General features: G+C 35.3%; 18 protein-coding genes and 1 tRNA gene. 14 read left to right on the top strand and 5 right to left on the bottom strand.

Going from position 1 to position 21,890, the window contains the following annotated elements:
• Nucleotides 1-10 precede the first annotated feature (10 nt).
• Together nusA and rimP are read right to left on the bottom strand one after the other, a co-directional pair.
• Entirely contained in the window at nt 11-1,243 is a 1,233-nt protein-coding gene (gene nusA / locus BLV64_RS11375) for a transcription termination factor NusA (protein ID WP_092135496.1), read from the bottom strand.
• 13 nt (nt 1,244-1,256) lie between these two features.
• Nucleotides 1,257-1,718, bottom strand: coding sequence for a ribosome assembly cofactor RimP (rimP, locus tag BLV64_RS11370; RefSeq protein ID WP_092135493.1), 462 nt, complete (start codon nt 1,716-1,718; stop codon nt 1,257-1,259).
• Nucleotides 1,719-1,870: 152 nt separating this feature from the next.
• On the opposite strand from rimP, the gene BLV64_RS11365 reads away from it, so the two are divergent.
• On the top strand, nt 1,871-2,695 hold the full coding sequence (locus tag BLV64_RS11365; protein ID WP_092135491.1) for a universal stress protein: 825 nt from the start codon (nt 1,871-1,873) through the stop codon (nt 2,693-2,695).
• Between the two features lie 206 nt (nt 2,696-2,901).
• Here BLV64_RS11365 and BLV64_RS11360 read toward each other — a convergent pair.
• Nucleotides 2,902-2,974: transfer RNA gene (locus tag BLV64_RS11360), tRNA-Gln, on the bottom strand.
• 225 nt (nt 2,975-3,199) lie between these two features.
• Here BLV64_RS11360 and BLV64_RS11355 point away from each other — a divergent pair.
• Nucleotides 3,200-6,688, top strand: coding sequence for a glycosyltransferase family 117 protein (locus BLV64_RS11355; RefSeq protein ID WP_092135489.1), 3,489 nt, complete (start codon nt 3,200-3,202; stop codon nt 6,686-6,688).
• A 9-nt stretch (nt 6,689-6,697) separates the two neighbouring features.
• The gene (locus tag BLV64_RS11350) at nt 6,698-7,345 is read left to right on the top strand and encodes a polysaccharide deacetylase family protein (RefSeq protein WP_092135487.1); all 648 of its coding nucleotides are present in this window, start codon (nt 6,698-6,700) and stop codon (nt 7,343-7,345) included.
• A gap of 8 nt (nt 7,346-7,353) precedes the next feature.
• On the opposite strand, the gene BLV64_RS11345 is transcribed toward BLV64_RS11350, so the two are convergent.
• Both BLV64_RS11345 and BLV64_RS11340 read right to left on the bottom strand, forming a co-directional pair.
• Nucleotides 7,354-7,650: a thioredoxin family protein gene (locus tag BLV64_RS11345; RefSeq protein WP_092135484.1), complete on the bottom strand. Its 297-nt coding sequence runs from the start codon at nt 7,648-7,650 to the stop codon at nt 7,354-7,356.
• A gap of 135 nt (nt 7,651-7,785) precedes the next feature.
• Complete coding sequence (locus tag BLV64_RS11340) at nt 7,786-9,027, bottom strand: metallophosphoesterase (RefSeq protein WP_092135588.1); 1,242 nt, start codon at nt 9,025-9,027, stop codon at nt 7,786-7,788.
• 227 nt (nt 9,028-9,254) lie between these two features.
• Here BLV64_RS11340 and polA point away from each other — a divergent pair, with 227 nt between their 5' ends.
• The 11 genes from polA (at nt 9,255) to BLV64_RS11285 (ending at nt 21,687) form a co-directional block, all read left to right on the top strand.
• On the top strand, nt 9,255-12,086 hold the full coding sequence (gene polA / locus BLV64_RS11335) for a DNA polymerase I (RefSeq protein ID WP_092135481.1): 2,832 nt from the start codon (nt 9,255-9,257) through the stop codon (nt 12,084-12,086).
• Nucleotides 12,087-12,132: 46 nt separating this feature from the next.
• Nucleotides 12,133-13,308 carry a tyrosine-type recombinase/integrase gene (locus tag BLV64_RS11330; protein WP_092135478.1) on the top strand — a complete coding sequence of 392 codons (1,176 nt, stop codon included), beginning with the start codon at nt 12,133-12,135 and terminating at the stop codon, nt 13,306-13,308.
• 54 nt (nt 13,309-13,362) lie between these two features.
• Nucleotides 13,363-14,241 carry a hypothetical protein gene (locus BLV64_RS11325; protein WP_092135475.1) on the top strand — a complete coding sequence of 293 codons (879 nt, stop codon included), beginning with the start codon at nt 13,363-13,365 and terminating at the stop codon, nt 14,239-14,241.
• 170 nt (nt 14,242-14,411) lie between these two features.
• Nucleotides 14,412-15,347: a GGDEF domain-containing protein gene (locus BLV64_RS11320; protein ID WP_092135472.1), complete on the top strand. Its 936-nt coding sequence runs from the start codon at nt 14,412-14,414 to the stop codon at nt 15,345-15,347.
• Between the two features lie 151 nt (nt 15,348-15,498).
• Nucleotides 15,499-15,933 carry a hypothetical protein gene (locus tag BLV64_RS14580; RefSeq protein WP_177165329.1) on the top strand — a complete coding sequence of 145 codons (435 nt, stop codon included), beginning with the start codon at nt 15,499-15,501 and terminating at the stop codon, nt 15,931-15,933.
• Between the two features lie 149 nt (nt 15,934-16,082).
• Complete coding sequence (locus BLV64_RS11310) at nt 16,083-16,778, top strand: hypothetical protein (RefSeq protein WP_092135467.1); 696 nt, start codon at nt 16,083-16,085, stop codon at nt 16,776-16,778.
• Nucleotides 16,779-16,943: 165 nt separating this feature from the next.
• The gene (locus BLV64_RS11305; RefSeq protein WP_092135464.1) at nt 16,944-17,639 is read left to right on the top strand and encodes a hypothetical protein; all 696 of its coding nucleotides are present in this window, start codon (nt 16,944-16,946) and stop codon (nt 17,637-17,639) included.
• A 237-nt stretch (nt 17,640-17,876) separates the two neighbouring features.
• Nucleotides 17,877-18,497 carry a hypothetical protein gene (locus tag BLV64_RS11300; RefSeq protein WP_092135462.1) on the top strand — a complete coding sequence of 207 codons (621 nt, stop codon included), beginning with the start codon at nt 17,877-17,879 and terminating at the stop codon, nt 18,495-18,497.
• 652 nt (nt 18,498-19,149) lie between these two features.
• Nucleotides 19,150-20,415 (top strand): phosphoribosyltransferase-like protein, encoded by a 1,266-nt coding sequence (locus BLV64_RS11295; RefSeq protein WP_092135459.1) that lies wholly within the window; start codon nt 19,150-19,152, stop codon nt 20,413-20,415.
• Nucleotides 20,402-20,593 (top strand): hypothetical protein, encoded by a 192-nt coding sequence (locus BLV64_RS11290; protein ID WP_092135456.1) that lies wholly within the window; start codon nt 20,402-20,404, stop codon nt 20,591-20,593. The genes BLV64_RS11295 and BLV64_RS11290 overlap by 14 nt, the downstream gene beginning before the upstream one ends.
• Nucleotides 20,590-21,687: a reverse transcriptase family protein gene (locus BLV64_RS11285; protein ID WP_092135453.1), complete on the top strand. Its 1,098-nt coding sequence runs from the start codon at nt 20,590-20,592 to the stop codon at nt 21,685-21,687. The genes BLV64_RS11290 and BLV64_RS11285 overlap by 4 nt, the downstream gene beginning before the upstream one ends.
• Nucleotides 21,688-21,890: the final 203 nt, after the last annotated feature.

Below are 21,890 nucleotides of genomic sequence, written 5' to 3'. Positions count from 1 at the left end.
CAAATATATGTTAATCTTCGAATTCTTCCTTAAGAATTCTAATAACATCTAGAATTGTTTCCTCTTCTAGATCTGTTCTTTTTACTAAATCTGCAACCTCTTGTTCTAATACGCTTTTCGCTGTATCTAAACCTGCTTTGCTAAATTCGGATATGATCCATCCTTCAATTTCATCAGAGAATTCTCTTAATTCCACATCTTCTTCTGCACCTTCTCTAAACACATCAATTTCATAACCTGTTAACTGGCCTGCCAAACGGATATTATGTCCGCCACGTCCAATTGCTTTACTTACTTCTTCAGGTTTTAAAATCGCTTCTGCTCTTTTATTTTCCTCATCTATTTTAATAGACGTTACACGTGCCGGGCTTAACGCTCTGGTAATGTATAACTGTAAGTTGGTTGTATAATTAATAACGTCGATATTTTCGTTTCCTAATTCACGAACAATACCGTGAATACGCGATCCTTTCATACCAACACAAGCTCCAACAGGGTCGATTCTATCATCGTAAGAATCTACTGCTACTTTCGCTTTTTCACCTGGAATTCTCACCACATTTTTAATCGTAATTAAACCATCAAATACTTCTGGAATTTCAGCTTCAAATAACTTTTCTAAGAATTTAGGAGACGTTCGCGACATGATAATCGACGGTTTGTTTCCTTTTAATTCTACACTATCAATAATTCCTCTTACGTTATCTCCTTTTCTAAAGAAGTCTGAAGGAATTTGTTTTTCTTTAGGCAATATAATTTCGTTGCCTTCATCATCTAACAAAATAACAGCACGGTGACGAATATGGTGAACCTCAGCGGTATATAAATCACCTTCTAAATCTTTAAATTGCTTATAGATATTAGTATTATCGTGTTCGTGAATTTTCGAAATTAAATTCTGACGTAATGCTAAAATAGCGCGACGCCCTAGGTCTATTAATTTTACTTCTTCAGATACATCTTCTCCAACTTCAAAATCCGGCTCAATTTTTCGTGCTTCAGATAATGAAATTTCCTGGTTAGGTTCTTCCACTTCTCCATCTGCTACTACGACTCTATTTCTCCATATCTCTAAATCTCCCTTATCTGGATTTATAATAATATCAAAATTATCATCATCTCCAAATTTCTTTTTTAAGGCATTTCTAAAAACATCTTCTAAAATAGCCATTAATGTCACACGGTCGATTAATTTATCGTCTTTAAACTCCGAAAACGATTCAATTAATGCAAGATTCTCCATAACTCTTATTGAATTAAAATTTTATCATCACTTTTGCCTCTAATATATCATTATAGGCAATGTTTGCTTTTTTCTGAACGGTCACTTTTCCTTTACCAACGGGTTTAGGTTCTCTAGCTTTCCATTCTAACTCTATTGCTTCGTCTGAAGCAGAAACCAACTTTGCAGTAATGGTTTCAGTTGCAGTTTTCACTTCTAAATCGCGGCCAATATTTTTCTTATATTGTCTCGGTAATTTCAAAGGTGTCGTTGCTCCTCCCGAAGCTACTTCTAGTGCAAAATCGTGTTCTTCTCTATCAATATTATGTTCGATAGCGCGACTAATAAAGATACAGTCTTCTACCGTAACACCCTGATCACCATCGATAATAATACTAATATTATTTTCTCCAGTAACAGAAAAATCTATTAAAAAAAGATCTTCTCTTTCTAATAGCGCTTCCTCCAGTAATTCTTTGACTTTTGATATAAACATTCTTAAGTATAAAAAGAGGGGACTTTACGTCCCCTCGCTTTCCATTTTTTCTTACAACGGTGCAAATATACACATTTTTATTGATTTACATAATTATTGAAATATCAAATTTTATAGTTAACTTTAGAAAAACAACCAAAAACGCCAATTTTATGAAAAAAATACTTGTTCCCACCGATTTTTCTCCCGAGGCAGAAAACGCATTAAAGGTCGCTGCGCAACTTGCCAAAAAGCACAATATTGAACTTTCAATCTTGCACATTATCGATTTGCCACTTCAGCAGATTAGCGAATTAGGCACTCCCACCGATTTACCTGAGGCTGTTTATTTTATGAAATTAGCTCAGAAAAAATTTGAAGACCTTTTAGCAAAAGACTATCTGCAGTCGTTAACCATTAGCCACAGTGTTGATTTTAACGAGATTTCGCAGGGTATTTTAGACGCGTGCAAGAACAACAGTATTGACTTAATCATTATGGGGTCTCATGGCGCCGATGGTTTCAAGGAGATGTTTATTGGTTCTACGGCCGAGAAGATTGTTCGCACCTCTATTGTTCCGGTCTTGGTTATAAAAAACAAACACGATGATTTCAACATCGAAGATTTTGTATTTGCTTCAGATTTTAAAAACGACAACAAAGACACGTATAAGCAGGCGATAAAACTTGCCGAGTTGTTTGATGCTAGAATGCATTTATTAATGGTTAATACCATGAGTAATTTTACGACTACTGCTACAGCTAAGGTGCGCATTCACGAATTTATTGAAGGCAACACTTTTACCAATTACACTACAAACATTTACAATGACGAGAGTGTTGAAAAGGGTATTTTAAATTTTTCTGAAATTATAAATGCAGATTTAATAGGTATTAGCACGCATGGCCGCCAAGGTATATCACATTTTTTAAGCGGAAGTATTAGTGAGGATTTGGTAAATCACGCCAACAGACCGGTGATTACCTTTAAAATTTAAGCAGAAATTACGATTGAAAGCGTTTTAAAAACGTCTGTTTTTCAAGATTTAATACCATACACTACTCATACACTATCCATAGGGTATCTATAGGGTATCTATGGAGCATCTATGTGGTAGCGTATTTTTGGTGTTTCGCTTTTATACCACCCGAAAGTGACTAAAACCAAAAAACCCTAACTCTTTTCAGAATTAGGGTTTGCTTGTTGGCCCACTAGGGCTCGAACCTAGACTCTTCGGTACCAAAAACCGACGTGTTGCCAGTTACACCATGGGCCAGTGTTTCTAACTGCGATGCAAATTTAAGACAAACTTTTATTTACACAAACATTTTCTGAAAAATTTTTCGGAAAAAATGAACTTTTTTTTCAGCCCCTAACTTAACCCTATCATTACAAGTTGTTTAGGCTATTTCCACCTCCTGATGTTAAGACTAACTAAATGATTAGTGTCTTTTTATTATTATTACTAAATTCGCCACAGTTTAATATTACACTATAAAATATGACAGCAATCACTTTTAAAAAGTGGAACAACATTGTAGGTTGGCTCGCTTTTTTAATTGCATTAATCACTTACAGTCTAACGGTAGAGCCTACTGTTAGTTACTGGGATGCCGGAGAATACATTTTAACTGCTGCAAAGTTGCAGGTGGGACACCCACCGGGAGCACCATTATTCCAAATGATTGGAGCCACATTCTCCACCTTAGCTCTAGAGCCTTCTCAAATAGGTTTAATGATGAATATGTTAAGTGCGGTATCGAGTGCATTTACTATTTTATTTTTATTTTGGAGTCTTACCCTACTTCTTCCGAAGCTTATAAAAACTGATGTTTTAACTTCGGGGTCTGCCATGGCTATATTAGGAAGTGCCTTTGTGGGGAGTTTAGCTTTTGCATTTACCGATTCGTTTTGGTTTAATGCTGTAGAGACAGAAGTCTATGCAATGGCCACTTTAATAATGGCTGTTTTATTTTATTTAGGCTTACGCTGGGAAGCTGATATGGACACTCCTCGTGGAAACCGCTGGTTGGTACTCATAGCTTTTGTTATCGGTCTTTCTTTTGGAGTTCACTTTATGGGGCTTTTAACTATCCCTGCTTTAGGATTACTTTATTATTTTAAACATTACAAAACCATTACCCCTTTAAACTTTATCGTTGCCAATGTGGTATCGGTAGCTGTTTTACTTTTTGTTTTTAAATTACTAGCACCAAACATACTCCGTTATTTTAGTGTTTTAGAAATCTTCTTTGTGAATACTGTTGGTATGCCGTTTAATTCGGGATCTATTATAGCAGGTATTTTATTGATTGCTGCCATTTACTTTAGTTTACGTTATACCCACCAAAAAAACTACGCTCTTATAAACACCGGTATTTTATGTGTAACTTTTGTAGTGATCGGGTTTTCAACGTGGCTAATGTTACCTATTCGTGCCAATGCTAATGTGGTGGTTAACGAAAACAACCCGTCGAGTGCCAGAGAGTTACTAGCCTATTATAATTTAGAGCAGTACCCGGAGACTCACCTATTTTACGGTCCGTTGTTTACTGAGCAGTACACAGGCTTAGATAAAAAGAAACCTTATATAGACGACAAGCCTAAGTACGAGAAAGACGAAGCTTTAGGGAAATATGTTATTGTTAACGCGTATAAAGACGCGAAGCAGAATTACAATTCTGAGCAAGCCTCTATTTTACCGCGTATGTGGAGTGCTGAAAACGCTGAGAATTACATGATGTTTACGGGCTTTTTAAATTTCGATTTAAAACCGGAATACATCTTAGATCCGTTTTCGGAACAGAAGATAAACGAGTTTGTTGTAAACTACCAAAGTGGTGAATTAACAGAGTCGGAATACGATCAGTTTATGGCTGTTTACGGCGACAAGCTATCGGTATATTTAAACGATCGTTTAAGACAAGATGTTGCTTATATCACTCAGTTTAAAAATGAGGTCGCTAAAGGCAATGTTGATTATGAAGATTACCATTTGTTTTTAAAGCAATTTGGCCAGCAGTATTTAGATATTGAAAAGCCTTCGTTAGCGAGTAATATTTCCTATTTATTTCAATACCAACTGGGTTATATGTACTGGAGGTATTTTATGTGGAATTTTACGGGACGTCAAGACGACATTCAAGGGCGTTATGACAATCATGGGAATTGGATTAGTGGTATTAAGGCTTTTGATGCGTGGCATCTTGGGCAGTCTCAAGACCACTTACCTAGTGACGTAAAAAACAACAAGGGTAGAAACACCTATTATTTCCTTCCATTCCTATTGGGATTAGTTGGTTTGTTCTTTTTATTTAACCGTGACAAAAAGCTATTTTGGGTACTCTTGGTCTTTTTCCTTTTTACGGGAATTGCGATTCAGGTGTATACGAACGTGCGTCCTTTTGAACCTCGAGAGCGTGACTACTCGGTGGTTGGCTCGTTCTACGTCTTTTCGATGTGGATAGGTTTTGGGGTCTTTGCTATTTACAATGCCTTACGCGACAAAATTAAGAGTCCGTTGTTAGCGCCTATAGTCACCCTTGTTTGTTTCCTATTGGTACCAACGATTTTAATCTCTAACAACTGGGACGACCACGATCGTTCTGGGAAATACACTGCCAACTCTATGGCTAAAAAGTACTTAGATTCCTGTGAGGAAAACGGTATTTTATTTACTATTGGAGACAATGACACGTTTGCTTTATGGTATGCTCAAGAAATTGAAGGTTACCGTACCGATGTGCGCATAATAAACACGAGTTTATTTCAAACGGATTGGTATATAGACCAGATGAAGCGTCAAGCCTACGAGAGCGAGCCTATTCCTTCCTCGTTAACTCACGACCAGTATAAATATGGTACGCGCGATTATATTATGAAGAGCTTAGAGTATTACGATCCTAATACTGAGGAGCGCAAGCGTACTTATAATAGAGACACGTTACTTATTAAAGATTTTATGGCTTTTGTAACTAGCGACAACCCGAAAACAAAGTACCAACGTATTTTAGAATTACAGGGCGAAGATTTAAGTCGTTACCCTGCACAGTTAAAAAACACCAATTACTTCCCTGTAGAAAACATTAGGGTCCCTGTTAACAAGGATAATGTTTTAAAGCATGGTATTGTTAAGGCGAAGGATGCCGATAAGATTGTTCCTTATATAGATATTAAATTGGAAGGCAATGCGCTTTACAAGCAGCGTTTATTAATGCTAGATATTGTTGCCAATAACGATTGGAAGCGTCCTATTTATTTTACTGGCGGTGCTTTTGGCGAAGATGATTACATCTGGATGAAAGACTACTTACAGTTGGATGGTATGGTTTATAAACTGGTACCGATACACACCCCTGTAAAACGCGCTAATCCTTTTGATATGGGACGTGTAGACAGTGAGTTTATGTATAACAAGGTTAAGAATTGGGAATGGGGTAATAGCGGTGACGACATCTACCACGACCCAGAAACCCGTAAGAATTCTATTTCTTACCGCGGTAATTTAGCGCGACTTATAGAAACCTTAATCAATGAAGGGAAACTTGAAAAGGCTGAGGAGATTGCAGATATTGCAATGACTAATATGCCGGTAGACAAATTTGGTTACTACACGTTACTAGAACCTTATTTAGGTGCTTATTACGAGGTGGGAGCCAAAGCGAAGGCACAGCAATTATTTATTGATATTGCTGAAAAGTACCAGGAGAACCTGAAATATTACAGTGAATTAACCCGTGAGAACCAGGAAAAGAATATTGTAGAAATTTACACGGATATAGAGCGTTACAATGCGTTAATAAAAACGATAGTAAAGCACGACGAATCTTTTGCTGACAAGGAGTTTAGTATTTTTAATAATTACATTAAACTTTTTGCGGGCTTATATGGTATTGAAGAGCAGGTTGAAACCGCACTACCCGACGAACGCGATATTATTTCTCGAGACAGTAGTATTCCGGGGTTAGACAGTATTAAATTACCACAATAGGCGTTACTTGTGAAACTTGTTCCTGTAAAAATACCGTCCATTATAAAACGAATTTTCCCAAACTATGTTTGGGATTTTTCGTCTTCTAGCAAGGTTATTTACTTGACTTTTGACGACGGACCGACCCCGGAGATCACCCCTTGGGTATTGGATGTTTTGGAGACTTATAATGCTAAGGCCACTTTTTTTTGTATTGGCGACAATATTAATAGGCACCCGTCACTTTTTCGAGATGTTATCGCTCGCGGCCATGCGATTGGCAACCACACGCAAAATCATTTACGGGGTTGGAATACGGCTACGCCCTTGTATATAGAAAACACCTTAAAAGCTCAGGACGCTATAGACAGGCATGCGCCCTCCCCGGTTACAACCAAATTATTTAGACCCCCTTACGGCCAAATAAAGCCGAGTCAAGGCCGCGCATTACTACAGATGGGTTATAAAATTATAATGTGGAGTGTAATTACTTTTGATTGGGAAGATTACTTAACCCAGGCGCGTTGTTTAGACAACGCTATAAAGCACACTAAGGATGGTAACATCATCGTGTTTCACGATAGTGTTAAGGCGTCCAAAAACATGATGCATGCATTACCGGAGGTACTCAAGCATTTTTCGGAACGCGGTTACACCTTTAAAGCTTTATCGTTTTAGTTAGACTTTTAAACAAACTGTTGAATAATCCCGATTAGGGTATTGGCATCTTGTTCGCCATTGTGTCGCCATTTCATCTCTCCGCCTTTATAAATAATAAGTGTTGGCAAGCCTTTTACGCGTAAGGCTTCTGAGAGTGCTTTATTTTTATCGACATCAATTTTAATCACTTTTGCTTTATCTCCCATGGCTGCTGCCACATCTCTTAACACGGGATGCATGGCTACGGACTGCTCGTTCCATTCTGTAAAAAAATCTAACAGCACTGGTATATCGACATCTATTAATTCTCCAAATTTTGACATTTATAATCGTGTTGGTTAAACTATACATTACCATCGCATGAGGTAATAAGGTACATAATTCTCTTTTAATTGTGGTTATTTGTTGTACTATTTATAAAAATACGCATTTTTTTAATGACTACCGCAAGCGGAGTTTTAGGCCACTACCCCACCTTTTTTAAGTTCGATAACGGTAATTTCCGGCCATATCCCAAAGCGCCCTGGATAGGCTAGGTATCCAAAACCGCGATTTACATTAATATACTGTTCTTTTTTTCTATAGATTCCTGCCCATTGGTTGTACCTAAAGCTTGCAGGGCTCCATTTAAACCAGCCTGGTATTTCGATACCAAACTGCATACCATGGGTATGGCCGCTAAGCGTTAAATGGTAGTGGTAATGATCGTCTACCACTTTAGCTTCCCAGTGCGAGGGGTCGTGACTTAATAGGATTTTAAAATCATTAGGGTTTAGGGCAGCGCTCGCCTTTTTAAGGTCTCCTGCTTTTTTAAACCCACCTTCGCCCCAGTTTTCGACACCTACAATAGCGATACGTTCGCCTTGGCGTTCTATAAACCGACTTTCGTTAAGGAGGACATCGAAGCCCATGTTTTTTTGTAGGGTGATAAGTTCTTTTAGGTTTTCTTCTTTTTTAGCTTGAGACGACCAGTCGACATAATCCCCATAATCGTGATTTCCTAAAACGGAGAATATACCGTCTTTGGCTTGGAGTTTCCCAAAGGTGGGTGCCCAAGGTTGCATTTCGTTAGCGAAGTTATTCACCATATCTCCGGTAAATAAAATAGCATCACTTTTTTGTTTATTAATAAGATTAATGGCGTAGTCTATTTTTTCTGGGTCGTCGAAACTACCGGCATGCACATCGCTAATTTGTGTAATTTTATAACCATCGAAAGCCTTTGGAAGATCGTTAAACGTTAAGGTATAGGTTAGCACTTTAAAGTTGTATTTTCCTTTATACATACCGTATAAGAGGGCTCCAAATGGCAAGGCTGCTATACCTAGTGCCAAGCGGCTAATAAATTTTCTTCGCGATGCTATAAAACCAGACTGTTGCGTTTTAGCCCCAACTATTTTACGGTATAGTGCACGCAGCAAGCGTATAGCATCTTCGCCAATTAAAAAGAAAATAAGAATAAGCTTAGGCACAAACACGCTAAGTACAAACCCAAAAGCATAGCTTTTTATAGGCGTTAGTACGCGCACAGCAGCATCGGCATTTAATACCATTTGGTAGAACAAATTTCCAATTACAAGACCGCTGAGTACCCAATATAGGGCATAAACCACGCGTTTTTTAGTTATCGTTTTTACGGATTGAAAGGCGTAATAATCGATAACGAGGTATACGAGAATAAAGATAAGCCATTGTAACATGGTAAGTGATTGCGTTTTACAGGTTAAAATTACGGGTTTTAGGTTCATATTTATCTTATGAAACTGTTAAGTTTTATCATGTATTGTAATACGATTACTTTTTGGGTGTTCTTTTTATAATTTTGATGATGGTTTAAGGCTGTGGTAGCCTTTTTAAAATTGGCAATTAATAAAGTGTATTTAAACGCTTACTTTTTGTAGTTTTGAAACTCTATAAACACTTTATTATGTCAGATCAAAAACGCGTTTTCTTAGTTGATGCTTATGCTTTAATTTTCAGGGGTTATTATGCTTTTATAAAAAACCCACGAATAAATTCTAAAGGTGTAGACACCTCGGCCATTATGGGCTTTATGAATTCGCTATTAGATGTAATCAAGCGCGAGCGACCGGATCATTTGGCGGTCTGTTTTGACAAGGGCGGTAGTGCGGACCGGGTGGAGTTATTTGAAGCTTACAAGGCCAATCGTGATGCTACTCCAGAGGCGATAAAAGTTGCAGTACCTTATATTCAGGAGATATTAAAAGCGATGCATATTCCTATTATGGTAAAGGAAGGTTATGAGGCCGACGATGTTATAGGCACGCTCTCTAAGCAAGCGGAAAAGGAAGGTTACACCACGTTTATGGTGACTCCGGATAAGGATTTTGCCCAGCTGGTAAGTGAAAATATATTTATGTACCGTCCTGTTTTTGGTGGCGGTTATGAAACTTGGGGTATCCCTGAGGTTCAAAAGAAATTTGAAGTTGAGGATCCGTTACAGGTGATTGATTATTTGGGGATGATGGGCGATGCATCGGACAACATTCCGGGGTTACCGGGTGTAGGTGAAAAAACGGCCAAGAAATTTCTTGCCAAGTATGGTAGTATGGAAAACCTATTGGCTAACACGCATGAGTTGAAGGGCAAGATGAAGGAGAAAATTGAAGCCAATAAAGAGTTGGGGTTATTATCGAAACAGCTCGCGACGATTATGTTGGATGTTCCGGTTACTTTTAATGCTAAAGATTTCGAATTATCGGAACCTGATATTCCTAAGGTCACCGAGATTTTTCAGGATTTAGAATTTAGACGCCTTATAGACAATTTTGTTAAGACGTTTAGTGTTGACACTTCGGAAAGCGGAGCAGCGGCACCGGAAACAAAAAAAGCAACCACTACTAGCGAGGAAGCTGGTGCAGGACAATTTAATTTGTTTGCTACCGCGGACAATTCCGCGCAAGCGCCATCCACCACGTATACGCGCAACACGTTGGCGACGACCGCGCATTTTTACCAGAGTGTAGCCCCGGGGATGGCGACGACGTTATTTTTAAAACAGTTAATGGCGCAAACCTGCGTGTGTTTTGACACGGAAACTACGGGATTAAACCCCTTAACTGCCACTTTGGTGGGTATTGCTTTCTCTTGGGAGGTAAACAAAGGGTTTTACTTACCTATCCCTGAGGACCAGGACGAGGCACAGGCGGTTGTAGAATTACTCCGTCCGTTTTTTGAGGCTGAGCACATTGAAAAAGTGGGGCAGAATTTAAAATACGATATTAAGGTTCTTGACAAATACGGGATAAAGGTTGCTGGTCATTTATTTGATACGATGCTAGCGCACTATTTAATAAACCCTGATATGCGCCATAATATGGATGTTTTGGCAGAAACATATTTAAACTATACGCCTATTGCCATTACCGAGCTTTTAGGTAAAAAGGGCAAAAACCAGCTTACTATGCGCGATGTACCGTTAGAGCAGCAAACGGAATATGCGGTTGAGGATGCGGATATTACGCTACAGCTAAAGCAGCATTTTGAAACGGAATTAAGCAGTGCTAAAACGGCGGAATTGTTTAGAGACATTGAAATACCGTTAGTTCGGGTATTGGCTGCTATGGAATTGGAGGGTATAAATCTTGACGAGGGGTTTTTAAAATCGTTATCGGCAGATTTGGATGCTGACATTTTAGCTTTAGAGACTAAAATTTACGAGGTTGCTGGGGAGACTTTTAATATTGCCTCGCCAAAGCAATTGGGGATTATTTTATTTGAAAAACTAAAGTTGGTTGACAAGCCTAAGAAGACCAAAACGGGACAATATGCGACTTCGGAAGATATTTTATCGTATTTAGCCAAAGACCACGACATTATACAACATGTATTGGATTACCGTGGTTTATCGAAACTTAAGAGCACGTATATTGATGCGTTACCTACCCAGATAGAACCTTCTACGGGCCGTGTGCACACCGATTATATGCAAACGGTTGCTGCCACGGGGCGTTTAAGTAGTAACAACCCGAATTTACAGAACATTCCTATTAGAACGGAGCGCGGACGCCAGGTACGTAAAGCGTTTATACCAAGAAATGACGATTATATTTTACTAGCTGCCGATTACTCGCAAATTGAGCTTCGGATTATTGCGGCATTAAGCCAGGAGGAAACGATGATATCGGCATTTAAAAACGGTGAAGATATACATGCTAGTACGGCATCGAAAGTTTTTAATGTGCCATTAGAGGCTGTTACTCGCGAGCAGCGAAGCCAGGCTAAAACGGTTAATTTTGGTATTATTTACGGGGTTTCGGCTTTCGGATTGAGTAATCAGACCAATTTATCGCGTGGGGAGGCTAAGGGCTTAATAGACACGTATTACGAAACCTACCCGAAATTAAAAGCGTATATGAGCAGGCAAATAGATTTTGCTCGCGACCATGGGTATGTGCAAACGGTTTTAGGGCGTCGTCGTTATTTAAAAGATATTAATTCTAGGAATGGTGTGGTTCGTGGTGCTGCGGAAAGGAATGCTGTAAATGCGCCTATTCAAGGAAGTGCTGCCGATATTATTAAGATTGCAATGATTGCTATTTACAAGGCTTTGGAGGCTGGTAATTACAAATCGAAAATGCTTTTACAGGTGCATGATGAATTGGTTTTTGATATTTACAAACCGGAATTGGACGCTTTAAAAGTGCTTATTAAAAAAGAAATGGAAGGGGCATTTACTTTAGATGTTCCGTTAGATGTTGAAATGGACACTGGAATAAACTGGTTAGAAGCGCATTAGGTTTTAATCTGTTTTTTACTTAGCTTTAGTAATTAATCTTTTCACTATGGCGCAACTTCCTGTAATTTCACTTTTTATAATTGAACACAAGAAGGTGCGCCAACTTGTTTTACGGTTTCCTTATAACACGGATTTAATAACCATTTTACGCGGCATTGAAGGTGCAAAATGGAGTAAAACGTTACGGGCTTGGTATCTAAAATACAGTCCGACGAACGAAACTGTGATTCACGAGGCTTTTAATGGCATTGCCCAATTAGATACTAGCCAACTCTTTGATGCGGCAGCAGAGAAACCTGCGGCATTTCCGGTAAAACGCAATCGTACATTGGGCCCAGAACAACGCCAATTACTTAATGGTTTTTACAAGTACTTAGTTGGCAAGCGCTATAGTAAAAGTACTATTGACACTTACCTTTATTTTGTTGCCGACTTTATTGAGTTCCAAAGCGGCCGTGACTTAACCACTTTAACGGTTCGCGATGTGGAGTTGTTTATAGAATCGGTTTTTATTAAGCGTAAGTACTCGGTAAGCACACAACGGCAGTTTATTAGTGCGATAAAACAGTTTAGTCGTTTTTACCCTAACACTGAGATTAGCGATTTAGAATTAACGCGACCACGGAAGTCGCGCATACTACCCACGGTATTATCTCAAGAGGAGATGCTACTGATTATTAGCTACACTAAAAACCTAAAACATCGTGCTGTATTGGCTTTAATTTACTCGTGTGGTTTACGCATTAGTGAATTGATACAGCTTAAATTAGAGCATATTAATATACAGAGAAAACAGGTATTTATTAGGACTGCTAAGGGCCGAAAGGATCGTTATGTTACTTTAGCGGACAGTTTTCTGCCTTTACTTCACAATTATTTAATAACGTACAGGCCTGAGGTGTATTTTGTAGAGGGCAGCAAGGGCGGTATGTACTCGGCGAGTAGCGTGCGTAAATTTTTAACTAAATCGTGTAAAGCGGCACATATTAAACGCCATGTAACGCCCCACACTTTACGCCACAGTTACGCAACTCATTTAATAGAAAACGGGGTTGGACTACGGCATATTCAGGAGCTTTTAGGCCATGCTAAACCGGAAACAACGATGATATACACACATGTAGCTAGAAAGGACCTGCTGGAGATAAAGAGCCCATTGGATCTTGCCATAACTCATTTACGCACGACGGATAAAGCGGAACAAAATTTCCTATTATCCTGATACTAATACCCAAAAAAGTGTATATTAGATGCCATATAACCAGTTGCCCACAATATGAAAAAACTGCTCACGATAATATTTAGTTTGACAATTAGTCTTTGTTTTTCGCAAACAAAAGAACAACTGATTGATTCAATTATTAAAGTAAATAGAGTGGAATCTGATTGTATTGGAATTGGTTGTATGGTAAGTCCACAATACACAAGATTTCAAAAATTAAAGAAAAAACTATCCGAAAAAGAACTAATCGAATTATCAAAACACGAAAATCCAACAATTCGGACTTATGCTTCCAAAGAACTTATCCAATCAGGGAAAGGAAACATTCTTGAATTATTATCAACTGAATTGCAAAAAAATGAAAAGGTTGAAACTTTTGAGGGTTGCATAATGGATGTTGAACCGATTTCATCAATTATTTATCACGAATATTGGAATAAAATCAGATTAGAAGCCTCACGAAAAATTAATGGAAATAATTACGAACAAGATTTAGCAATGCAAAAAGCGGTTGCGACTGACTTTACTATGGAAAAATTGGATAGCGTAATAATCTATTCAGAAAAAGATGTTGATTGGCTAATTTATGACAGAGTTTTTGAGAATAGAAAACACAAAGACAGTTATTTACCACGAATTGAGGAATTGGCTTTTAAGAAAAACAACTCTTACGCATTTGATTATTTAAAAAAATATTATCCGTCCGAATACTCCGAGAAATTGAAAAAATATTTGACTACTGACTTTCCGAAAGCTAAATTTCAAACCGAAAATGAAATTTTCTATTTGCATTCATATATTGAAACATTATTGGAAAGTAATAACGAGGAATTTAAAAAAATTGCGATAAGTAAATTAAGAACAGAAGAAATTTGGAAAAAGCGAAAAGGTTGGTTCAATACGACTTTGAAAAAACACGGAATTGAACTCTGAAAATAAAATACTGTGGGCAACACCGTGTATAATTAATGGCTGGTTCTCGCCTACTTACGAAAATCCTCGCGGATTTTCTATTCGGTTTTTATTTGCTAAATTACGTGCTTAACCAAGCCACTAATCATACACAAACACGTTGTGCTTCATTTAAGACAGACTAATAAAATATGAAACCAATAGAGATAAAATATAAATATGGACTGATTATCGCCCTGATAATTTTAGTGTTTGCTTTATTGGCATTTTTTGAAAAAGGAATCAAGTTTTATAAATTAGTCGCACCAGATGGAACACTCTTGAATTGGAGGTTTGTTTTAATAATAGTAGTAATTACTTCAACTATTGTTTGGTTTATAATGAATCACTTATGGAAAAAAGAGTTTGAAAATCATCAAAAAACTCAATATGAAAGAGATAATTATGCAGAATTACTCAAAATATCAGAAAATGAAAGATTAACTGATATAATTACAGGAGTACCCAATCTTCAAAGCCTAAAAAAAGATATTGACATCCACTTTAGTAAACGTAAGCACAAAAAGAAACTTCAGTTTATTTTAATTGACCTAAAAGGATTTAAGAAAATAAATAATAAGTACGGTTTTTTAAAAGCCAATAAACTTCTTAGAACTATTGCTCAAACTATATATCAAAAGATGAGAAGAAATGAGGATATGTATAAGTATCCTATGAATATTAAAAACGAAAAAAATGAACATTTCTATAGAATTCATACAGGTGGAGACGAATTTGTTTTCATAATTCAAGGAAATCAAACTGACGCTTTGGGTTTTGCCAATAGATTAGTTAAAAATGACTTTTCTAAACTTTCAACTTTAACAAAAGAAATACTCGGAGAATCAATAAAGTTGTCATTTCATTGTGCAATTGTTGAGATGGACCCTAGAGACGAAGTTGAAGACATATTAAGAAAATCTGATGAATGCTATATTTTAGCAAAAGAAGCAAAAGGCGATTTCAGTATTTGTTGGCATCCCATAACAATTGAACAAAAACTAAATAAGAAATGGGAACTTGCTATTTATGAAGAAACACGAGAACTGTTCGACGTAATGACAATTAATGAAACAGATTACGAATAAAAAACGAAAGCACAACAATGGCTATAAGTAATTGCTTGTTCTCGCCTACTTCTGAAAATCCTCTCGGATTTTCAGTTTGGTGTGTACTTGTAAAGTTGAGTGCTAACCCACGCAACTACTCATAGCCGAGACCGTTAGCCACAAGTTGAAAATGAGCAGAATAACCAATAAACCACATTTAATTTTTTGGCTTTCGATTCCGTTAATAATGTTAAGCGGATTTGTAAGTTCAACAGAAAATTTGGTTATTAATAAATACGACACTTATTATGTTTTTTCGCTGACCGACCTAAACATTCTGATTTCAATTCTTTTTGCAATAATCGGACTTGGATATTGGATTATGCTAAAAACAAACAGAAAGCTATCCAAATGGCTGAATTTGGCTCACATTGCGCTGACTTTCGGCGGAATTTTATTAATCTGGGTTTTGTCGCAGCTTTACCGAGAATCGATAGTGGAATTTGATTTTAATGACAATCTGACTTTAGCAATTTATTCAATAACGTTGATTGCTGTTGTCGGACAAATAATATTTCCGATTAATATAATAAGCGGATTGATAAAAAATAAAACCAGTGGCTAACACCGTATAAAAAAAATTGCTAGTTTTAGCTAAACCAAAGTTAGTTGCCCGTTTGCTAGCATCTGATTTTCCTTCGGAAAATCCTCGCACACAAACACGCAACTTTCCTTATACATAAACGTTACCTGCAAGCTGAAAAAACATCACGGATGAATTTGAAAATTTTGACAATAATCTTATTAATAGTTTGTTCGACAAGCTGTAAATCCCAAACTGAAAAGATTGAGGACAGAACAATAGATTATTATTTTGAGCAAATTGGAGAATTAGAATTATCGGAATTATTAGAACAGAAAATTTTAATTGATAGTGTAACAATAGCGGAGAAATTTAAAGACACGACAAGTAATCGACTTAACAGCGAAGGATTTCAAAAATATTCAGAAATAAAAATGAACATTTATCTGAAATTTTTCAAAGATTATTTATATCAACAAAAAGTGGAATATAAAAATAATTTTTATGTTCTCTATTTTACAATGGCTGGATTTGACGATATGGAATGGAATATTGTTAAGTGGAAAAAAGAAAAATGGAAAGGAGAAGAACGATTAGACCTAGAAAGATTAAAAACCGATGATGATATTGAAAAAATATTGTGGAATTATGATGAGGCTGGCAAAAACTTGGAAAATATTCGAATTTTTATTAAAAATGATTATTTAATAATGGAACGTGGGAATTTATATCACTCTCTTTACGACCTAAAAAATGAGAAAGTTATTTTAAACGAGGAAAGTCCGTGGAATGCGTCTGATGGAAAAGACAAAGCGGAAATGAATAAATGGATTAAAGAAAATTTACACGATAAAATTGAACAATATCTGAACAAAGAACGTGAATAAAGCCTGCAGGTAACACCGTATATAATTTATTGCTAGTTCTAGCCTACTTACGAAAATCCTCGCGGATTTTCTATTCGGTTTGTATTTGCTAAATTAGGTGCTTAAAACACGCAACAAACCATATACAACAACGTTGGCAAACATTTTGAACATCACGCACAAAATATGAACAAAAAGAAAAAATTACCGATTACGATTTTAAAATCTTTGGAATCATTTGTTAATCTGACTGGTGAAAAGTTCAAAATAATTGACCCAAAAGACAATTTACTAAACGTTTTAGATATTGATAATACTTCAGATTTTTATTTTAAGATTGAACAATATAAGAAAATGCAAAACGGTTCATTTCAGTTCTTAATGGACAGAAAACCCAAAAATGTAAATGAAAACGGAAACCATCGAGGCTGGATTGAAATAAAAAATCTAGAAGCTCAATTTAAAAGTTGGCTAAATCTTCTTGACCAATACGAGACAACGGAATCATTCTTTGACGACCCAGTATTAAAGTCAAATGCAGAAAGATTTTTTAAAAAATTCGACATAATAGACGAAAATGCAGATAAAGAAACTTTCGACTTGGAACAACAAATATTTCTTGAACAATATCTTGACGAATCAAAAGAAAAATTAAAGAAACTTAAAGAAAAACAACCACCTGAAAAAGTTGTTGAAATTGAGATTTTAGAGAAAGAAACAGAGCAAATTAAAAATGCTCTCACGATTGAATCCAAAAAAAAGATAATGGTTCGACTTTCGAGATTTTGGGGAAGAGCTCAAAAAACTGGATTACAAGTAATAAAAGAAATTTTTGTTAGTGTAACTGCGGAATTAGCTAAAAGAATAATGCTTGGTCCATAATTTAAAAAAACGATTTGCCAACACCGTATATAGCTCATAGCTAGTTGGTTGTTTAATCGAAGTTATGGCATATTTGCTAAGTCCGCCAAATTTTTTAATTTGGCTTATTGATAAAAAAAATAATAAGAAAATTAAAAAAATTGGCTGGTGATTAACCGAAAATTAATTGCTAATTTGCACGCTACGAGCCATATACAAACACGTTGTGCGTAATTAACCACTCAAAACCAAAAAAAGATGAATATAAAATTATTTAATGAACATCATATAAATCATTGGCTACAGAAAACCTTCAAAAGTGCAATAAATGAAGTCGATGGTTTACACGAATATAACTTGACCAATGGAAATGTGGAACAGTTGAGAAATGACGTTTACAATCAATATAAAGAAAAACCTTTAGAAGTGGATTTTGAAAAAAAATCGGCTAACGTTGAAATGACTCAAATTTCTGGAAAATTTTTTCCACCTGGAGCTGATGTAAATAGAAATCAAAGTTATTCTTGCGCAAGAGTAGTTTGGAGTTTTAATATTAAACAAAGTTCAAAATTTTTATATTCCTCACCAAGCAATCACAGTTTTGAAAAAGTGTTAGTTGATGTTGATAATCTTACCAAACTACATATTTACTATCATACAACATATGGAAGTAAAGAATTGAGTGAACCATTAAAAAAAGAAGTAAAAAATTGGATTTCTGAATTGGTTCCTAAAATAGAGAATACAATTACATTAATTAATAAAGAGATTGCGGAATTCAATGAAGCAATGTTGCCGAAAATACAAGAACGAATTGAAGAACGAATTGCTGAAATTGAAAAAAAGAATAATCAGAATGATGATTTAGCTGACTTCTAAAAATAACTACGCACAACACCGTATAAAAATAATTGCGGTTTAGTGCTTAATCAAAGGTCGTTGCGTGTTTGTAACGTCTGATTTTCCTTCGGAAAATCCTCGCATACAAACCCGCAACTATTCTTATACATAAACGTTGGCTTTAATGCTGGAGCAAGTTTGCGCGAATGAAAAAAGCCTGGTTTGGTTTTCGGATTTTTTTTGAATTTTAAGTAAGTAAAAACCGAAAAACTATGTTGCCGAATTTTAAAAAATACGCTGAATTATCACTCAAACTCTGAATAGAATTACGTTTGACTTTTTAGCTTGTTTACGGAATCGAGATCTCAATAAAAAAAAAAAAAAACGAACTGAACGTGGAAAATCACTCTTGCGGAATTACTCACTCAAATCTGAATTAAAAATATTGAGGAAATTGAGCAAGTTTACGGAATTAAAAACCGACCAAAAAAAACACAAAACAGAATTATTAAGCGTACAAAAAAGCACTAAAAGCCAACACTGTATATAAAAAATGCGTAGTTTAGTGCTCAATCGAAACGAAAGCACGTGTTTGCTTTCATCCGATTTTCGTTCCGAAAATCCGCTGACACAAACACGCACTTTTCATATACAAACACGTTGTGCCACATACCCAAACAGACCGAAAACATTGATAAAAAGAATTGACAATATAACCATAGATATAATTTCTGCAAGATTGAAAAATGTTGTTAGTCCTTTGGATATTATAAAATGGTTAAACAATTTTGAGGAAAATGAAATAAAATACGCAATAGATATAGCTTCTAATTTAACAGTATATACAAGTTATGAAATTGAGGAAATAATCAACTCTAGTTTAAATATTTTATTTCCAAAACTAGAAGCGAATGATATTATAATAATTAACCCAATTGGGAATTTTGGTAAAAGTGGTAGTATGGTAACTTATTTTTTTCAAAAAACAGATTTCCATAGAAAACATAATAAGAAAATAATAATGTTACCAACAGTACAGAATTTTACTGCCGAAGCTGATAAAAATTACTCTTTAGTATTGTTGGATGATTTTGTAGGTTCGGGTAATTCCATTAAAACCTATTTTGAAGACAGTATTGATTCATTAAAAAGTAATTTCAAAGAAATTTTATTTGTTGGTGTAGCAGGAATGAAACAAGGTGTCGAATTAATAAATCCAATATTTGACAGAATAGAAATTCCTAAATCAAATATCTTTAAGAAAGCATTTTCTAGTGAAGCAAGCTATTTTGGTTATCGAAATTATATTCAACATAGAGAATTTTGTTTCAAATACGGTATAAAACTGACTAGTCCTAAAGTTAGAAAAGATAAGTCTGAAAAATTCATAAATGCTTTAGGTTATGAAAATAGTCAGGCATTAGTTTCGTTTTCCCACGGAAGTCCAAATAATACTCTACCAATAATCTGGTCGAATAAAAATAATTGGTTTCCATTAATACCTCGTTTCTTTTCTGACAAAATAAGTGTATCAAAAGAATTTAGAAAGAGTATTTCTTATGAACTATCAATTTTAAAGGAATTTGGAAGTGAAAATTTACACAATGAATTTTTTACTCATCAAATTAAAAAAGGAAAGAGAAGCTTTTCTTCTGTAAGCAAAATAGACTTCTCAATTTATGCAATAATAAAACTATCGAGGTCTGGGTTTACAGAAATTAACATTTGTCAAAAGTTAGGTATTTTAACTAAAGACTATGAACAGATACTTGAAATTGGAAAACAAAGAGGGCTTTTCAATCAAGGAAATAATCTAACCTTATTTGGTCTAGAAATATATCAGGATGCAAAGAAATGTATAAAAAGAAAAAATAGAAATTTTGAATATGAATCTGCTGATTATTTCGCAGTAAAAGAAACTAATTATATACCAAGAATATTTAATGGAAAGTCATAAAAGGCAAGCTATTTCGAGTCAGTTTGTGTTCGTGAGAACATTTGAAGGACAAGAACTCATAGACAGTAGTTTATGTAGGACTGAAGCATCTTTTCAACTTTTACTACACAAAACCTTCCTACGTCAGGTTCGTGTAGTAAATGCTTCGCATTATTCTAAAAGCGAGTTGCCTTTATGACTTATCCATTTTATCATATAAAGAGAAACCAGGAACCAATTGTCCATTCAAGTGAATTCAATCAAGATATAAAAATTTATTCTGATTTACTGGCAAAGAAAGGATTACCCGTTATTTATTCTGTTCCTCATTTATGTTTGCTTGCTGGAGTTCATATTGAACGAATACTTACAATAACAAAATCTAATCGCATCGAATCTTATAAGAGATTTAAATTAAAAAAGAAAAGAGGTGGTTTTAGGGTTATCCAAACACCCAATGATGAATTAAAATATCTTCAAAGATGGATATTAAAGAACATTCTAGAAAAAGTTCCATCACACCCATCTTGTAAAGGATTTGACAAAAACACATCAATAAAACATAATGCTGATACACATTTAAAATCAGAAGCCTTACTAAAACTAGATTTATTAAGGTTTTATGATTCTATTAATGAAAGGAGAATATTTGGGATATTTAAAAGTTTGGGCTATCATCCAAATCTAGCAGTTTCACTTGCTAAAATTTGTACAATTGTTCCTGATGAAATGTTTATTTCATCTTTCCGAAAAAAAGAAACTGAACTCAAAGAATATATTGTTTCCAAAAATGAAGGTATTCTTGCTCAAGGCTCGCCTACAAGTCCTAAATTATCAAATTTAATTACAATCAATTTAGATAAAAGACTTGCTGGATTAGCTAATAAAAACGGATTGAATTACTCTCGTTATGCTGACGATTTAACATTTTCGGGAAATTTTAAGCAATTGCAGAAAGTCAAGAAAGTCGTTTATCGAATAATTAGAGAAGAATCCTTATTCCCAAATTACTCGAAAACGAAATTCATAAAACTTGGAGGAAAGTTTCTTGTGACAGGACTTAATATTCAGAATAATGTTTCTACAGTACCGAAAAAAAAGAAAAAAGAAATAGAACATCACCTATTCCATTGTATTGAAAATGGAGTGGAAAATCACATTAAAACAGCGAAAATAAATAATCGAAATTTTAAAGATTGGTTATATGGTAATATCTGTTTTGTATTTTCAATAGAAGAAAAAAAAGGAATACAATATTTCAAGGAATTTGAGAAAATACAATGGCCGATATAAAAGTACGTGGCACAACAACGTGTATAAAACATAGCTATTATAGGCTTTCCGAGAGGTTTTTGCTTATTTATTTAGTCCGCCAAATTTTTATTTTTGTATATTTAGAAATTAAAAGATAAATAGAAAAAATAAAAATTCGCCTCGTATAAAATCCGAAAAGTTAGTGTTTATTTATACGCTACGTTTCATACACAAGACCGTTG

Source organism: Bizionia paragorgiae, assembly GCF_900107625.1.
Classification (GTDB): domain Bacteria; phylum Bacteroidota; class Bacteroidia; order Flavobacteriales; family Flavobacteriaceae; genus Bizionia; species Bizionia paragorgiae.
This window is presented reverse-complemented; position numbering and strand designations above follow the sequence as displayed.

Coding starts and splice junctions, on each gene's coding strand:
- BLV64_RS11310 (WP_092135467.1), top strand. CDS start 16,083: ATGAATTTGAAAATTTTGACAATAATCTTATTAATAGTTTGTTCGACA.
- BLV64_RS11300 (WP_092135462.1), top strand. CDS start 17,877: ATGAATATAAAATTATTTAATGAACATCATATAAATCATTGGCTACAG.
- BLV64_RS14580 (WP_177165329.1), top strand. CDS start 15,499: ATGAGCAGAATAACCAATAAACCACATTTAATTTTTTGGCTTTCGATT.
- BLV64_RS11325 (WP_092135475.1), top strand. CDS start 13,363: ATGAAAAAACTGCTCACGATAATATTTAGTTTGACAATTAGTCTTTGT.
- BLV64_RS11305 (WP_092135464.1), top strand. CDS start 16,944: ATGAACAAAAAGAAAAAATTACCGATTACGATTTTAAAATCTTTGGAA.
- nusA (WP_092135496.1), bottom strand. CDS start 1,243: ATGGAGAATCTTGCATTAATTGAATCGTTTTCGGAGTTTAAAGACGAT.
- BLV64_RS11285 (WP_092135453.1), top strand. CDS start 20,590: ATGACTTATCCATTTTATCATATAAAGAGAAACCAGGAACCAATTGTC.
- BLV64_RS11345 (WP_092135484.1), bottom strand. CDS start 7,650: ATGTCAAAATTTGGAGAATTAATAGATGTCGATATACCAGTGCTGTTA.
- rimP (WP_092135493.1), bottom strand. CDS start 1,718: ATGTTTATATCAAAAGTCAAAGAATTACTGGAGGAAGCGCTATTAGAA.
- polA (WP_092135481.1), top strand. CDS start 9,255: ATGTCAGATCAAAAACGCGTTTTCTTAGTTGATGCTTATGCTTTAATT.
- BLV64_RS11290 (WP_092135456.1), top strand. CDS start 20,402: ATGGAAAGTCATAAAAGGCAAGCTATTTCGAGTCAGTTTGTGTTCGTG.
- BLV64_RS11355 (WP_092135489.1), top strand. CDS start 3,200: ATGACAGCAATCACTTTTAAAAAGTGGAACAACATTGTAGGTTGGCTC.
- BLV64_RS11365 (WP_092135491.1), top strand. CDS start 1,871: ATGAAAAAAATACTTGTTCCCACCGATTTTTCTCCCGAGGCAGAAAAC.
- BLV64_RS11340 (WP_092135588.1), bottom strand. CDS start 9,027: ATGTTACAATGGCTTATCTTTATTCTCGTATACCTCGTTATCGATTAT.
- BLV64_RS11330 (WP_092135478.1), top strand. CDS start 12,133: ATGGCGCAACTTCCTGTAATTTCACTTTTTATAATTGAACACAAGAAG.
- BLV64_RS11320 (WP_092135472.1), top strand. CDS start 14,412: ATGAAACCAATAGAGATAAAATATAAATATGGACTGATTATCGCCCTG.